A 12,912-nucleotide genomic window follows, 5' to 3' on the forward strand; every position below is an offset into this window, starting at 1 on the left:
CATCATGAGCGGACTCATCCCCGGGGGCCCCGCCCCCGACTTCACCCTGCGCGACCAGTTCGGGCAGGACGTCACCCTCTCGTCGTACCGCGGGCGGAAGGCGGTGGCGATCCTCTTCTACCCGTGGGCCTTCTCGGGGGTGTGCACCGGGGAGATGGCGGTGGTCAGGGACCGCCTCGACGAGTTCATGACCTTCGACACCGAGGTCGTCGCGATCTCCTGCGACCCGGTGTTCTCGTTGCGTGCCTTCGCCGACCAGGACGGGCTCAACTTCCCCCTGCTCTCCGACTTCTGGCCCCACGGCGAGGTCTCCCGGGCCTACGAGGTCTTCGACGAGGCCAAGGGCATCCCGCGGCGCTCCTCCTACGTCGTCGACCGGGCGGGCACCGTCTGCTGGTCGGTGCACAACCCGATGCCGCAGGGTCGGGACCTCGACGAGCACCTCGTCCAGCTCCGTGCCGCGGCCGAGGCCTGACGCGGAGAATTCTTTACCTTCGCAGAGCCCGAACTGCCGGACACCGGTGGTTCCCAGGGCATAGCATCATCCTTGTTGAGCCGCTGGTGACCCGAGACGCCAGCGGCTCAACTCATTTCCCGTGCCGTAGTCTTGGCCCGCCTCGCGTCGGTAGCTCAGCGGTAGAGCACTCGGTTTACACCCGAGCGGTCGGCGGTTCGAAACCGTCCCGACGCACGCCGCACTAGGATTCACCTCCATGCCCACCCTGCAGGAAGTCGTCGCGCGTCTGCACACGTGGTACCCGCCCGGCACCGCCGAGCAGTGGGATGCCGTGGGCCTCGTCCTGGGCGACCCGGACGCTCCGGTGCGGCGGGTCATGTTCGCGGTGGATCCCACCCTGGAGGTGGCCCGGGAGGCCGCCGGCTGGGGCGCGGACCTGCTCGTGGTCCACCACCCGCTCTTCCTCAAGCCGGTCCACGGCTTCGCGGCCACCACCCCCAAGGGGCGGACCCTGGCCACGTTGGCGGGGGCGGGCTGCGCGTTGCTCACCGCCCACACCAACGCCGACCAGGCGGTCGACGGCGTCTCCGAGGCGCTGGCGCGCACCCTCGGGCTGACCGGGCTCGAGCCGCTGCTGCCGACCCCGCAGGAGGCGCTGGACACCCTCGTGGTCTACGTGCCCCGGGAGGACGCCGAGCGGCTGCGCCACGTGCTCGGCGAGGCGGGGGCAGGTGCTCTCGGCGACTACGACCTGTGCAGCTTCACCGGCGCGGGAGAGGGGCGGTTCCGTCCCCAGGAGGGCGCGGACCCCGCGATCGGCCGCCCGGGCGAGCTCGAGGTCGTCGCGGAGGAGCGGATCGAGGTGGTGCTGCCTCGGGCGCTGCGTCGGCAGGTGGTGCGGGAGATGCTCGCCGCCCACCCCTACGAGGAGCCGGCCTACCACGTGCTGGAGGTGGCCGACCCCGGCCAGGCGGTCACCGGCACCGGCCGGATCGGGTCCGTCGACCCGACGACCCTGGAGGAGTTCGCCCGCCTCGTCGGTGACCGGCTCCCGGCGACCGCGCAGGGGGTCCGGGTCGCGGGCCGCCCGGACCGTCCGATCCGCCGTGTCGCGGTCGTCGGCGGAGCCGGCGACTCGTTCCTCGACCACGTCGCCTCGCTCGACGTCGACGCCTACCTCACCAGCGACCTGCGCCACCATCCCGCCGCGGAGTTCGTCGAGAAGCAGGGGCCCGCGCTCATCGACGTGGCGCACTGGGCGGCGGAGTGGACGTGGCTCCCGGTGGTGGCCACTCGGGTGCTGGCGACGTGGGGCGATACCGTGGAGACCCGCGTCAGCACCATCCGCACGGACCCGTGGACGTTCCAGATCCCCGCAGGCCCACCCACCGAAGGAGCACGACCCTGAAAGCCGATCCCGCCGACCAGGCCAGGTTGCTCGACGTCCAGGAGCTCGACTCCGCCGTCGACCAGCTGCGCCACCGCCGCGCCCACCTGCCGGAGGCGGCCGAGATCGAGAAGCTGGAGGCCAGCCGCGCCGAGGTGGCCGACCGCGCCCGCGATGCCCGCATCGTGGTCGACGACCTGACCGTCGAGCTGCGGAAGGCGGAGGCCGACGTGGAGCAGGTGCGCACGCGCCGGACGCGCGACCGCGACCGCATGGACCAGGGGCTCGTCAGCAACCCCAAGGACCTGCAGCGGATGACTCACGAGCTGGAGTCGCTCGAGCGCCGCGTCAGCACCCTCGAGGACGCCGAGCTGGAGATCATGGAGCGCCTCGAGGAAGCGCAGGCGACGTTGTCGCGCCACGAGGAGGAGCTGGCCGCCAGCGACGCCAGGCTTGCCGACCTCGCTGCCGCGCGGGCCGAGAAGGAGGCGGAGATCGACGCCGAGCTCCAGTCGCTGGTGGCCCGCCGCGGTCCGGCCGTCACCGACCTGCCCGCAGACCTGCTCGCTCTCTACGACCGGCTCCGGCAGGCCAAGGACGGCATCGGGGCGGCGCTGCTGCGGGCGCGGCAGTGCAGCGGGTGCCGCCTCGGGGTCGACGCCCAGGAGCTCGCCCGGATCAAGGCCGCTCCCGCCGACGACGTGATCCGCTGCGAGGAGTGCCAGCGGATCCTGGTCCGCACGGCCGACTCCGGGCTGGGCGGCCAGGCCCCGGCCTAGACGTCCGCGACCACCACGTCGAGGCGGGTGCCGTGGGCACCCGGGTGCCCCTGCTCGACCTGCCAGCCCAGGTCCCGCAGGGCCCCGGCGAGGCCGCCGGCGCTGCGGGCCGTCACCCCCTCCTCCAGGAGGGCGCGGACGAGGCGCCCCTTGGTGGCCTTGTTGAAGTGGCTGACGACCTTGCGGACGCCCCGGTGCTCGTGCAGCACCCGGATCCCGACCGTGCGCCCGGCCAGGTCGGGGCCCGGGCGCCAGAAGGCGGCGTAGGTGCCCGAGCGCAGGTCCACCAGGAGCCCACGGCCCACGCGGTCGGTGACCGCGGGCCCGAGGCGCTCGCGCCAGTGGGCGGCGACCGGGCCCAGGTCCGGGAGCGCGGCGTCGCCGGAGAGGCGGTAGGCGGGAATGCGGTCGGCGGGGGAGACGAGCCCGAAGAGGGCCGAGGCGACGGCCAGCTGGCGGGTCGCGCGCCGCTTGGCCGCCGGCGAGAGCGTGGCCGGGGAGAGGGCGTCGTACAGGACGCCGGTGTAGACCGCGTCGGCCCGTGCGGTGGGGGCGGTGGTCAGCTCGGCGTTGCGGGCCACCAGCGCGGCCTGGGTGGGGCCGAGCCCCAGCACCCGCGCGGCGTCGGCCGGGTCGTCGGCGCAGAGCCGGACGAGCGCGTCCAGCAGCAGCGACCTGGTCGGGGTGAGCGAGGGGAAGGACAGGGTCGTCAGGTCGAGGGGCTTGCCGCGGAGCGGGGCGGTCTTCCCCTCACTGGGAGGCAGCAGGATGAGCACCGGGCAACCCTAGGACGCGCCTGCCGGCGGCCGGACAGCCGCCTTGCCGACGGTCCGGGCGCGGGTGCAACCTGGGCTGGCCCCTGGTGCGTCATGAGGGGACACGCACCCTCCGGGAGGACACCATGACCGCCGACCACCTGTCTCGAGACCGGTTCCGCAGGCCCGCACGCGCCCGGTGGCTGACCGGCGCCCTGCTCGCCGCGGTCACCGCGAGCGCGCTCGTCCTGCCCGGGGCCGGCCACGCCTTCGCCGGGTCCGGGAGCCGCACCGGGGCGAGCGCGGCGGCCGAGCTCGCCTCGGCGCCGGCCCGGACCCGGCTCGCCTTCACCGTGGAGGACTGCGAGGGCTGCCTGGTCAGGCTGCACCAGGCTCGTCGCACCCGCGACGCCCGGGTGCTGCGCGAGTGGTCGTCGCGGGAGCGCACGGTGCAGGACGGCCGGGTGGTCTTCTACGTGGCGAGCCGCCGGACCCGCGGCATGGCGGCGACCGTCCACGCCCCGTGGGAGGGCCAGACCGGCTACGCCACGACCGTCGCGTGGCGCTACGGCGGCAAGTCGGTCGGCGACCCGATCTCGCTCAAGGAGGCGGTGGGGAAGCGACGCGCCTCCGCGTGCTGGGAGGGCACCCGGCAACGTCACCTCACCCTGCCGCTGGTGGTCGAGCGGATGGAGGTGGACGGCGTGCGCGGGCGGGTGCCGGGCAGCATCGCGTTCGTGCCGACCACCCAGTCGTGGCTGCCGCCCATGCGGGAGGTCTGGGACGGCGTCCTGGGCTCCCAGGACGTCAACATCTGCCGGTGAGCCGCGACGCGGGGCTCACGCCAGGGAGAGGAAGAGCTTCTCCATCTTCTTGACGTCCACGCTGTCGACACCGCCGCCGTCGACGAGGCACTGCTGGAGACCGGTGGCCACGATCGCGAAGCCGGCCCGGTCGAGCGCCTTGGAGACCGCCGCGCCGAGCAGGGTGTGACGCAGATCTCATTCGGGTCTACGGTGAGGAAAGTCGCGCGCGAGCGCGCGATCCCAGGAGCTCCACGACGTGGCTCCGAGGACGAGGGAGCCCGACATGACGGTCCGACCCGCACGCACCCTGACCGCCGTGCTGAGCACGCTGCTGACGGCGGCGGCGCTCGTCGTCCCACTCGCGCTGCTGGCCGGCGGTTGGTCCTCGCCCGCGGGAGTGAGCGCGGCCGCCCAGCAGCAGGACGCGGGGGCCTGGTGGCCCGCGGACCGGCCGGGTCGCCAGCGCTCGGCCGACTGCGGTCGGTGGGTGGTGGACGCCCGCGGCTACTGCGTGGCCGACGACCGACGCAACGGGCTGGAGCTGGGCGTGCGGTTCCGGACCTCGAGCCCGGTGCTGGTCACCGGGCTCCGTGTCTACCGGGTCGACCCGTCGCGGCTGCGGATCTCCTTGTGGGACGAGCAGGGCAACCGGATCGCCGCGGGCGAGGTGGCCGCCGGGACGGCGGACGGCTGGACCGACCTCGCCTTCGACACCCCGGTCGAGGTCGGCCCCGACGTCACCTACACCGCGTCCTACTTCACTCCTCGCACCATGTACGCGTTCGAGTACGGGTTCTTCGCCGGACGCTCGCTGACCGAGGGGCCGGTCACTGCGCTGGCCGACACCGAGAGCAGCCCGAACGGTGCGCACTGCTACGACGAGGCCCCCTGCGGCTCCTACCCGTCGCGCGGCCACCGGCAGTCCAACTACTGGATCTCTCCGTTGTGGCAGCCCGCCGGAGGGCCTGGCCCGTCGGCGTCCCCGACGCGCACCCCGGGACAGGACCCCACGAAGTCACCGGCCCCGACGCGGCCCCCGGGCGGGCCGAACGGTCCGGGGCAGGAGCCCACCCAGGGGCCAGGGGCGAAGGAGGCGGCCCCCCGGGTGGTCGGGTGGCGGGCCAAGCCCCGCTCCGGGCGGGTCGCGGTGCGCATCCGCTTCTCCGAGCCGCTCCGGCGGAACAGCGTCACCAAGGCCGCCGTACGCCTGTCCCGGCCCGGCGGCAGGAGCGTGCCCGTGCGGCTCAGGCTCTCGGAGGACGCCACCCGGCTGGTGGTGACCGCGAGGTCCGCGCTGAAGCGCCGGACGAGCTACCGGGTCTCCGTCGCCCCGGCGATCAAGGACGTGGGCGGTGCCCGGCTCGACCAGCAGCCGCGGAAGGCGGGGCGCCAGGAGGCTGTGTGGTCCTTCCGGACGCGGTGAGCCGGCGTACCGAGGGCAGGGCGGCTGCGGCCAGGGAGCCCGCGGCCATCACGGCGGCGCAGACCCAGAGCCAGGCTGTCACCCCGGTGGCCGCGCTGACGGGTCCGACCAGGGCCAGGCCCAGCGGGCGGGCCAGGTAGGACCCCACCAGGTCGAAGGAGTAGACCCGCGCGAGCTTGTCCGGGGCGATGTTCTGCTGGATGGCGAGGTCCCAGTTGACCGAGAAGATCTCCAGCCCGAGACCGTGCAGGAACGCGCCGACCAGCAGGACGGTGAGGCTGTCGCCCAGCGCGATCGCGGCGGGGAAGCACGCGGTGAGCGACAGCAGCAGGGTGCCGACGAGGAGCCCCCGCCGAGGACGGATCAGCAGCGAGATGGCGCCACCCGCCATGAAGCCGGTCATCAGCGCCGCCAGGGCCCAGCCCCAGGCCGCGACGTCCTACGCGTCGCGGACGGCGATGGGCCCGAGCACGCCCTGCACGCCGCCGTAGAAGAGGTGGTAGAGCGTGGCCTGGAGGATGAGCATCCACAGCCAGGTGTGGCTCAGCACCTCGCGCGCGCCCTCGCCGAGGTCGCCGACCAGCGAGCGCACCTGCCCGTGGGCGGAGGTGGCCGGCAGAGGAGCCACGTCCAGCTGGTGGAAGCAGTACGCCGCCGCGGCGAAGGACACCGCGTCCAGCGTGATGGCCCACCCCGATCCCGCGGCGGCGACGACGATTCCGGCTCCCGCGAAGCCGACGACCATGGCGGTGTTCTGCAGGAGGCGCCGCAGCGCCACCGCGGAGGGCAGGACCTCCTCCGGCACCGTCTGGCGTGTCAGCGCCGCGGACGACGGGCCGCTGAGTGCGGAGAGCGAGCCGTTGGCCATCCCGACCAGGCCGAGCATCAGGATGCTGGACCAGCCGCCGATCAGGCTGGCCCCGATCAGGGCCTGGGTGGCCGAGGCGCCCAGGGCGGACCCCTGCAGCAGCAGGGCGCGGGGCACGCGGTCGCCGATCACGCCTCCGAAGAGCGTGGTCAGCACGTGGGTCAGGGCGTACGCCGCCTCGACCAGCCCGAGCTGGGTCGCCGAGCCGCCGAGGTCGAGGACGGCGAAGGCGAGCGCCACCGGCGTGATCGCGTTGCCGAGCGCGCTCGTCGTGGTCCCGGCGACCAGCCACCGGAAGTTCCGGTGGGCGAGGGCGGGCGGCGGCACGCGAGGCACCGTACTGGGCGGGCGCGCCCCCGTCGATGCCTATCGGACGGTTCGCCGCCGACCCGCTGCGCGGTCAGAGCAGGCGGGGCGCGCCGTCACTCGCTGCCGTCCGGCTGGTCGTTGTTCTTCTGAGCGCCCCAGCCGTGCACGCGCTCGATCTCGATCAGCGCGCTCACGCGGGCGCGGTCACGCTGGGGGTAGGGGTTGCCCGAGTAGTGGGTGGACAAGGCGTCGATGTCCGCGAGCCCCTCGTCGTCGTAGATCTCCACGACGCGACCGATGAGCGTGACGTGGGTGTACCACGACGCCTCGTCGAGCACGGTGAGGGAGACACGCGGGTCCCTCCTGAGATGGGCGAGTCGCTTGCGGCCCTCGTCCATGTTGACCAGGACGCGGTCCCCGCGAAGCAGGTACCAGGTGGCGGCCGAGACGGGCTGGCCGTCGGAGCGGGTGGTCGCGATCACCGCCGGGTTCGGCTTCTCGAGCATCGCTCGAGCGGATTCGTTGAGGGACGTGGGAGGCATGAGGGATCCGTTCGTCGGGGGGTGGTGAGTCGGCCCGAAGGGGCCTTCGTGGTGTACCCGTGAGTCGGTGAACTCATCGCCCCGCAGTTGCGGCGGTCCCGACCACGCCCGCCGCGGTGAAGACGGTGGGTACAGCAGACCCCTCTGAAGCGCGTCTTCGCAGCTCAGAGGGGGTGAAGCGAATGGGCCAGCCTGTAAGCCGGGTTCTGTCCCGCCTCGCGGCGGGGGCGATCATCCATCTACGACGACCGTTGCCGATCGCCTCCTGCGGTCTACCCGTGCACTCGGGCGGGCCGCCCTCGAACGTGCACGCACCGGCCGCTCTCACGTCCGGCTTCTTGACCTTGCTCCCGGTGGGGTTTGCCTAGCCGCCCCGGTCGCCCGGGGCGCTGGTGGTCTCTTGCACCGCCGTTTCACCCTTGCCGCTCCCGGAGGAGAGGCGGTCTGTTCTCTGTGGCACTGATCCCGCGGGTCACCCCGGGTGGGTGTTACCCACCACCGCGCCCTGTGGAGCCCGGACTTTCCTCGGCGAGGCGGTCTCCCGCCCCGACGCGATCGCCCGGCTGGCCCATTCGCGAGGACGAGTCTAGGGAATCGCGCGACCCGGCGCAGCGTTGGGGAGGCATGGAGCAGGAGTACCAGGTCCCGCCGATCACCCCGTCGGGGATGTGGCGCCACGAGCAGGCGTACGCCGCGGCGTACGACCTGCTGGTCCGGCGCCTCCCGGAGGAGGCGCTCAGGCTGCTCCAGCCCGCGCTGGCCGAGGAGCCCGGCAACACCGGGCTGCGGACGCTGCGCGCCTGGGCGCTGATGATCCGCGCCCAGCTCGGCCCGGCCGAGCAGGAGCTGCGTGCCCTGGTCGAGGACAACCCGAGCGACGACTGGTCCCGCCACGCGCTGGGCCGCGTGCTGGAGCGGCAGAGCCGGCTGGAGGAGGCGCTGCCCCACCTGCGGCTTGCCGCGGTGATGTCGATGGAGTACGACCACGAGGCGGCGGTCTTCCGGGTCGAGCAGGCGCTCGCCCGGCGCCAACCCTGACGCTCCTGGGGCAGACTGTCGCGCGTGAAGCCGACGATCGCACACGCCCGCACCCGCCCCCGGATCACGAGCGCCCTGACGGTGGCGGTGGTGAGCGCGGTGACCGTGACCCTGCTGGGGGCGGCCCCGACGTCGTACCCCGCCGGCTCGGCGTCGGCTGCCGAGCCCGCCGCCGACGTGCATGCCCGCAAGGCCGCCGTCCGGGCTCCCCGGGTGCGGATCGGCGAGGAGCTCGCGCCGTCCGCGACGAACCGCTACCGGTTCAAGGGCCGGCAGGGGCAGCGGGTCATCCTCATGCCCGACGGCTGGCCGAACGAGTACCACGGTTGCTACGCCAACGCGTCGCTGCGCATCGGCGGTGCCACCCTGGAGAAGGGCGCGATCGGGGACTGGCGCCTGCCACGGACCGGGACCTACCGGCTGCGCCTCGGTGACTTCTGCGTCGACCGGCTGCAGCTGCGGATGCGGCGCTACCAGCGGCCGACGCGGGAGGTGGGGGACGACCTGCCGACCCGCTTCACGCGGACCCTCATGCGGTCCGCCGTCGTCCGGCTGCCGGCGGGGCGCCCGGTCATCCTCGAGCAGGTGGGTAGCGCCGCCGGGGTCTACGCCACCGGCCTCGTCCCGGACGGGTCTCCCTTCATCGGTTGCCACGTGCACGTCCTGACCGCCGGCACGGGGCTCAGCTGCGGACCCGGCAGGGTCTCCCGCCTGGCCCTCGTCTCCGCCCCGACGCGCAGCTCCGTGCGGCTCGCGCGGGTCGTCCCGGCGCGGGTCGACGGTTCGCCGGTCGAGGTCGCCGACCCGGGGACCACGCTGGTCCGCGTGGACGTGCCTGGCCCGACCGCGGTGCGGGTCGAGGGTGCGGCCGTGCCCCACGCCGTCCTGGGTGCCCGCCCCTGGGTCTCGTTGTACTCCGCCACCGGCGCCGGGGACGGGTGGGACCTGATCGCCTTCGAGGTCGAGAACCCAGACGGCACCCGACTCCCGTCGGGCTGGACGATCGAGAAGGCCGGCAGCTACCTGTTCCAGCTCAACCGGCACCTCGTGGGTGACGGGCCGCAGGCACTCGCCGTCCGCACGAGCCCGAACCCGCCGCCGGGGGAGAGCCGCTGGTAGGGCCGGGCCGGCCCAGCGGGGCTGCCCGGCGGTACGGGCCTCACGGGTTGGTCAGCACCTCGGCGCCGTCGGCGGTGACCAGCAGGGTGTGCTCGAACTGGGCGCTGGCCCGCCGGTCCTTGGTGACGACCGTCCAGCCGTCGTCCCACATCTCCCACTCGTGGGTGCCGAGGTTGAGCATCGGCTCGATGGTGAAGGTCATCCCGACCTCGATCAGGTCGTCGTAGGCGTCGGTGTCGTAGTGGGGCACGACCAGCCCGGAGTGGAAGGCGGTGCCGATGCCGTGCCCGGTGAACTCGCGGACCACGCCGTAGCCGTACCTCTTCGCGTAGGCCTCGATCACCCGGCCGATCACGTTGATCCGGCGGCCGGGGCGCACCGCGCGGATGCCGCGCTCCAGTGCCTCCCGGGTGCGCTCAACCAGCAGCCGCGTCTCCTCGTCGACCTCGCCGGCCAGGAAGGTGGCGTTGGTGTCGCCGTGGACGCCGTCGAGGTAGGCGGTGATGTCGATGTTGACGATGTCGCCGTCCTCCACCACCCGGCTGTCGGGGATGCCGTGGCAGATCACCTCGTTGACGCTGGAGCACAGCGACTTCGGGAAGCCGCGGTAGCCCAGGGTGGACGGGTAGGCGCCGTGGTCGCAGAGGAACTCGTGGCCGATCCGGTCCAGCTCGTCGGTGGTGACGCCGGGCGCCACGTGGGATCCGACGAGCTCGCGGGCCTGCGCGGCCAGCCGTCCGGCGACCCGCATCCGCTCGATGGTCTCGGCGTCCTTGACCTCCGATCCCTCGAAGCGGGCCGGGGCGGGCCGGTCGACGTACTCCGGCCGCTGGATCGCCGCGGGGACCTGTCGGCGGGGTGAGATGCGGGCGGCCACGACGGAAGTCACGGCCCCGAGTGTAGTTTCCCGCTCCGCGGTCCTGGGCCGGGCGGGTGCATGGGCGGGCGCGTGGGACGCCACGTGTCGGTGGTGCTGCGCCCCGGCGCGTGTACGTTCTCCGACTATGAGCGACACGCCGGAGTACTGGTTCTGCCTCAAGCACCACGCGGTGGAGGGACGGGACGGCTGCAAGAACGCCGACCGCCTCGGCCCCTACGGCTCGCAGGGGGAGGCCGAGCGCGCGCTGGAGCGGGTCGAGGAGCGCAACGAGAGCTGGGACAACGACCCGGCCTGGAACGACGACGACGAGGACGACGAGGACGGCGACGGCGCGGAGCCGACCCGGCCCTGACGCGCGTCGGCCCCCGGGCCTCAGCGCGGGGAGACCCGCAGCACGCGGTCGCGCCCGTCGCCGTTGGAGGTGGTGATCAGCAGGCTGCCCCCGGGCGTGGTGGTCACGCTGCGCAGCCGGCCGAACCGGCGCAGCGAGCGCGGCGCGCGCTCCCACCTCGACGCGCCGTCGGCGTCGAAGCGCAGGAAGACCAGCCGGCTGCCCTTGAGGGCGGCGACCGCCAGGGTCCCGTCCAGGCGCCCCCAGCCGGCGCCGCGCACCCAGTCGGCCCCCGAGGTGGCAAGGGTGGGCCGGCCGGAGCTCCAGCGGGCGTCGATCTGCTCCCCGGGCAGCGAGTGGTCGGTCATCGGGACCGACTCGTCGTAGCCGGGACCGGGGTTCCACCCGTAGTCGCCGCCGGGGACGAGCAGGTTGACCTCGTCGTCGCGGTCGCTGCCGTGCTCGACCGACCAGAGGCTGCCGTCGGCGCGCTGGGCCAGGCCCTGCACGTTGCGGTGCCCGTAGGTCAGCACGAAGCGGCGCGGCGTGCTCGCCTGCGCCCAGGGGTTGTCGGGCAGGGCCCGGCCGGTGCGCGCGTCGAGGCGCAGCACCTTGCCGGCCAACGAGTCCAGGTCGCGCGGGTGGCTGCTCACCCCCGAGTCGCCGGTGCCGACCAGGAGGGCGCCGTCGCGGCGGTCCAGGAGCAGTCGGCAGCCGCCGTGCTTGCCGCTGCTCAGCGGGACCCCACCGAGCACCGTCCGCCGGTCCTTGAGGGCGGTCCAGGCTCGGTTCACGCGCCAGCGGGTGACCCGCACCTCGGTCCCGGAACGGCCGCGGGCGCCGTGACAGGCCCACAGGGTCCGCGACGGCGCGTCGAGGGCGATCGACATCAGCCCGATCTCGCCGCTGACGTGCACCAGCCCCCGCAGCGAGGCCAGGGTGCGGCGCTCGCCCTTGCGCACCACGCTGATCCGGGCCCGCTCGCGCTCGGTCACCAGCACCCGGCCGCCGGGGGCCGGTTGGGCGTCCCAGGGGAGGTCGAGGCCGCGGGCGAGCGTGCGCACCTTGAACGAGGGCATCCGCGCCCCGGCGGCGGTGGTCTCCCCGGTGGCCTGCGTGCCGGCCTCCGGGCTGGTCGTCGCGGCCGTGGGTCCGGCGGCGGCGACAGTCCGGGCCGACGGGGCCGACGGGGCCGGCGCGGGCGCCGCGAGCGAGGAGGCGCCCAGCGCCAGCACCAGGCCGGAGGCGGCGAAGGCCGAGAGGGACAGGGTCGTGGTGCGCCGGGTCCGCATGGCAGCGCACGGTACGCGGACCACGGGCCGGCCCGGAAGGGGTCCCCGGCTAGAAGGTGTGCTCAGGACCGGGGAACGTCCCGCCGCGCACGTCGTCGGCGTAGGCCCTGGCCGCCTCCAGCAGCACGGTGTGCACGTCGGCGTACTGCTTGACGAACCTGGCCATCCTCCCGGTCCGCAGGCCGAAGGCGTCCTGCCAGACCAGCACCTGCCCGTCGCAGCCCGGCCCGGCGCCGATGCCGATGGTGGGGATGCGCAGCTCCCGGGTCACCTCGGCGGCGACGTCGCCCGGGACCATCTCCATCACCACGGCGAACGCCCCGGCGTCCTGGACCGCGCGGGCGTCGGCGAGCACCCGGTCGGCGGTCTCGCCGCGGCCCTGCACGCGGTAGCCGCCGAGGGTGTGCTCGCTCTGCGGGGTGAAGCCGATGTGCGCCATCACCGGGATGCCGCCGCGGGTGCACCGCTCGATCACCGGCACCATCTCGGCACCCCCCTCGAGCTTGACCGCGTGGGCGCCCCCCTCCTTCATGAACCGCACCGCGGTCAGGTAGCCCTGCTCCGGCGAGGCCTGGTAGGAGCCGAACGGCAGGTCGCCCACCACGAGCGCCCGTCGCGCCGAGCGGGCGACCGCGCGGGTCAGCGGGAGCAGCTCGTCGACCGTGATCGGCAGCGAGGTCTCGTTGCCCAGGACGTTGTTGGAGGCCGAGTCGCCCACCAGCAGCAGCTCGATGCCCGCCTCGTCGAAGGTCGCGGCGGTGTACATGTCGTAGGCGGTGAGCATCGTGAAGCGCTCCCCGCGCTCCTTCATCTCCCGCAGGTGGTGGGTGCGCACGCGCTTGACGGGGGCGGCGGGGCCGGGGGACGCGGCCCCGGATCCGTACGGCGCGCCGACGTCGCCGTGCTGCTGCTCGCTCATGCGATTG

General features: G+C 74.0%; 15 protein-coding genes, 1 tRNA gene and 1 other RNA gene. 9 read left to right on the plus strand and 8 right to left on the minus strand.

Features of this window, described 5'->3' with window-relative positions:
- Positions 1–4: 4 nt before the first annotated feature.
- The 4 genes from AC4BGE_RS16315 (at position 5) to AC4BGE_RS16330 (ending at position 2,623) form a co-directional block, all read left to right on the plus strand.
- A complete protein-coding gene (locus AC4BGE_RS16315; RefSeq protein ID WP_490572306.1) occupies positions 5–475 on the plus strand; it encodes a peroxiredoxin in 471 nt (156 codons plus the stop codon).
- A 144-nt stretch (positions 476–619) separates the two neighbouring features.
- Positions 620–691, plus strand: a tRNA-Val gene (locus AC4BGE_RS16320).
- A 22-nt stretch (positions 692–713) separates the two neighbouring features.
- The gene (locus AC4BGE_RS16325) at positions 714–1,865 is read left to right on the plus strand and encodes a Nif3-like dinuclear metal center hexameric protein (RefSeq protein ID WP_490572307.1); all 1,152 of its coding nucleotides are present in this window, start codon (positions 714–716) and stop codon (positions 1,863–1,865) included.
- Positions 1,866–1,891: 26 nt separating this feature from the next.
- Positions 1,892–2,623, plus strand: a complete 732-nt coding sequence (locus AC4BGE_RS16330; protein WP_490572308.1) for a zinc ribbon domain-containing protein — start codon at positions 1,892–1,894, stop codon at positions 2,621–2,623.
- On the opposite strand, the gene yaaA is transcribed toward AC4BGE_RS16330, so the two are convergent.
- On the minus strand, positions 2,620–3,399 hold the full coding sequence (yaaA, locus tag AC4BGE_RS16335) for a peroxide stress protein YaaA (RefSeq protein ID WP_490575945.1): 780 nt from the start codon (positions 3,397–3,399) through the stop codon (positions 2,620–2,622). The two genes, AC4BGE_RS16330 and yaaA, sit on opposite strands and share 4 nt — an antisense overlap.
- 125 nt (positions 3,400–3,524) lie before the next feature.
- Between yaaA and AC4BGE_RS16340 the strand changes: the two genes are divergently transcribed.
- A complete protein-coding gene (locus tag AC4BGE_RS16340) occupies positions 3,525–4,202 on the plus strand; it encodes a hypothetical protein (protein WP_490575946.1) in 678 nt (225 codons plus the stop codon).
- Positions 4,203–4,467: 265 nt separating this feature from the next.
- Entirely contained in the window at positions 4,468–5,607 is a 1,140-nt protein-coding gene (locus AC4BGE_RS16345) for a DUF4082 domain-containing protein (RefSeq protein ID WP_490575947.1), read from the plus strand.
- Here the strand turns inward: AC4BGE_RS16345 and AC4BGE_RS16350 are convergent.
- The 4 genes from AC4BGE_RS16350 to rnpB form a co-directional block, all read right to left on the minus strand.
- Complete coding sequence (locus AC4BGE_RS16350; RefSeq protein WP_490575948.1) at positions 5,522–6,010, minus strand: hypothetical protein; 489 nt, start codon at positions 6,008–6,010, stop codon at positions 5,522–5,524. The two genes, AC4BGE_RS16345 and AC4BGE_RS16350, sit on opposite strands and share 86 nt — an antisense overlap.
- Positions 6,011–6,046: 36 nt before the next feature.
- Positions 6,047–6,802: an MFS transporter gene (locus AC4BGE_RS16355; RefSeq protein WP_490575949.1), complete on the minus strand. Its 756-nt coding sequence runs from the start codon at positions 6,800–6,802 to the stop codon at positions 6,047–6,049.
- Between the two features lie 95 nt (positions 6,803–6,897).
- A complete protein-coding gene (locus AC4BGE_RS16360; RefSeq protein WP_490575950.1) occupies positions 6,898–7,326 on the minus strand; it encodes a PPOX class F420-dependent oxidoreductase in 429 nt (142 codons plus the stop codon).
- A gap of 179 nt (positions 7,327–7,505) precedes the next feature.
- Positions 7,506–7,897: RNase P RNA component class A (gene rnpB / locus AC4BGE_RS16365), an RNA gene on the minus strand.
- Between the two features lie 53 nt (positions 7,898–7,950).
- Between rnpB and AC4BGE_RS16370 the strand changes: the two genes are divergently transcribed.
- Positions 7,951–8,364 carry a tetratricopeptide repeat protein gene (locus AC4BGE_RS16370; RefSeq protein WP_490575951.1) on the plus strand — a complete coding sequence of 138 codons (414 nt, stop codon included), beginning with the start codon at positions 7,951–7,953 and terminating at the stop codon, positions 8,362–8,364.
- A gap of 24 nt (positions 8,365–8,388) precedes the next feature.
- Positions 8,389–9,483: a hypothetical protein gene (locus AC4BGE_RS16375; RefSeq protein ID WP_490575952.1), complete on the plus strand. Its 1,095-nt coding sequence runs from the start codon at positions 8,389–8,391 to the stop codon at positions 9,481–9,483.
- Positions 9,484–9,523: 40 nt separating this feature from the next.
- On the opposite strand, the gene map is transcribed toward AC4BGE_RS16375, so the two are convergent.
- Positions 9,524–10,372, minus strand: a complete 849-nt coding sequence (gene map, locus AC4BGE_RS16380; RefSeq protein WP_490572316.1) for a type I methionyl aminopeptidase — start codon at positions 10,370–10,372, stop codon at positions 9,524–9,526.
- Between the two features lie 115 nt (positions 10,373–10,487).
- Between map and AC4BGE_RS16385 the strand changes: the two genes are divergently transcribed.
- Positions 10,488–10,715, plus strand: a complete 228-nt coding sequence (locus AC4BGE_RS16385; protein WP_490572317.1) for a hypothetical protein — start codon at positions 10,488–10,490, stop codon at positions 10,713–10,715.
- A gap of 20 nt (positions 10,716–10,735) precedes the next feature.
- Here AC4BGE_RS16385 and AC4BGE_RS16390 read toward each other — a convergent pair whose 3' ends face one another.
- The gene (locus AC4BGE_RS16390) at positions 10,736–11,986 is read right to left on the minus strand and encodes a PQQ-dependent sugar dehydrogenase (RefSeq protein ID WP_490575953.1); all 1,251 of its coding nucleotides are present in this window, start codon (positions 11,984–11,986) and stop codon (positions 10,736–10,738) included.
- Positions 11,987–12,035: 49 nt separating this feature from the next.
- Positions 12,036–12,905, minus strand: coding sequence for a 3-methyl-2-oxobutanoate hydroxymethyltransferase (panB, locus tag AC4BGE_RS16395; protein WP_490575954.1), 870 nt, complete (start codon positions 12,903–12,905; stop codon positions 12,036–12,038).
- Positions 12,906–12,912 lie beyond the last annotated feature (7 nt).

It is taken from the genome of Nocardioides sp. Z50_6, assembly GCF_058215755.1.

Coding starts and splice junctions, on each gene's coding strand:
- AC4BGE_RS16315 (WP_490572306.1), top strand. CDS start 5: ATGAGCGGACTCATCCCCGGGGGCCCCGCCCCCGACTTCACCCTGCGC.
- AC4BGE_RS16325 (WP_490572307.1), top strand. CDS start 714: ATGCCCACCCTGCAGGAAGTCGTCGCGCGTCTGCACACGTGGTACCCG.
- AC4BGE_RS16340 (WP_490575946.1), top strand. CDS start 3,525: ATGACCGCCGACCACCTGTCTCGAGACCGGTTCCGCAGGCCCGCACGC.
- AC4BGE_RS16345 (WP_490575947.1), top strand. CDS start 4,468: ATGACGGTCCGACCCGCACGCACCCTGACCGCCGTGCTGAGCACGCTG.
- AC4BGE_RS16350 (WP_490575948.1), bottom strand. CDS start 6,010: ATGACCGGCTTCATGGCGGGTGGCGCCATCTCGCTGCTGATCCGTCCT.
- AC4BGE_RS16360 (WP_490575950.1), bottom strand. CDS start 7,326: ATGCCTCCCACGTCCCTCAACGAATCCGCTCGAGCGATGCTCGAGAAG.
- AC4BGE_RS16370 (WP_490575951.1), top strand. CDS start 7,951: ATGGAGCAGGAGTACCAGGTCCCGCCGATCACCCCGTCGGGGATGTGG.
- AC4BGE_RS16385 (WP_490572317.1), top strand. CDS start 10,488: ATGAGCGACACGCCGGAGTACTGGTTCTGCCTCAAGCACCACGCGGTG.
- AC4BGE_RS16390 (WP_490575953.1), bottom strand. CDS start 11,986: ATGCGGACCCGGCGCACCACGACCCTGTCCCTCTCGGCCTTCGCCGCC.
- panB (WP_490575954.1), bottom strand. CDS start 12,905: ATGAGCGAGCAGCAGCACGGCGACGTCGGCGCGCCGTACGGATCCGGG.